This window comes from Noviherbaspirillum sp. ST9 (assembly GCF_048799745.1).
Taxonomy (GTDB): Bacteria; Pseudomonadota; Gammaproteobacteria; order Burkholderiales; family Burkholderiaceae_D; genus Noviherbaspirillum.
Genome location: NZ_JBLWFR010000137.1, coordinates 1 through 604 on the forward strand (window position 1 = coordinate 1; position 604 = coordinate 604).

At 58.6% G+C, this 604-nt stretch carries 1 protein-coding gene; it reads right to left on the reverse strand.

Translation table 11 applies throughout. From position 1 onward, the window contains the following. On the reverse strand, positions 1-604 hold a 604-nt coding region (locus ACNOHI_RS25185), incomplete at both ends, for a hypothetical protein (RefSeq protein ID WP_420477466.1).

The window sequence follows — 604 nt, forward strand, 5'->3', positions numbered from 1 at the left end:
AACCAGCGCCGCAACACGCTCACGATGAGCGCGGAGAAAACGGGCGATCGCTGGCCATCGGGCTACAACGGGGGTGCGGAACTGCGTCTCGATGTAAAGTGTGAAAGACGGATCATTGTTCAGCGCCCCCGCTACGATGCTTTCACCTCCGCCGGGCGTCGTCGCTATGTGCTGAAACCGCTTTAGCAGCCTGTCCAAAAGTCGGCCATGATTTTTGAGGAGCAGATCCGCGCGGGCAGAAAGGAACGTCTCGGCAAGCGGATCGAGGCAAAGCGCGTCGAGTAGAATATCTGCGGCCAAAGTCTTCTTCTGGTTCTCCAGTGTTTCAAATGCCACGTCCCAGGCAGTTACGCTATCGACGATTTCCCGCAGCAAAAAGCTGCCGAGCATCCGGAGCGCGCCGATCCAGAGTGGGCGATCAGCATAGGACGCCCATTGCTCGGGCTGGTCGGCGATCTCCTTGAGTCGCTGAAAGCGGGACCATTCGGCGGCCAAATCGTGCTGGAATTCGATTCGATTGCGAGCATTGATCCGGAGCGGCATTCGCGTAGGCCGCTCGTCCATTGCGGCGGCATCTACGGGATCGAGCTTGCTGACTTCAAAG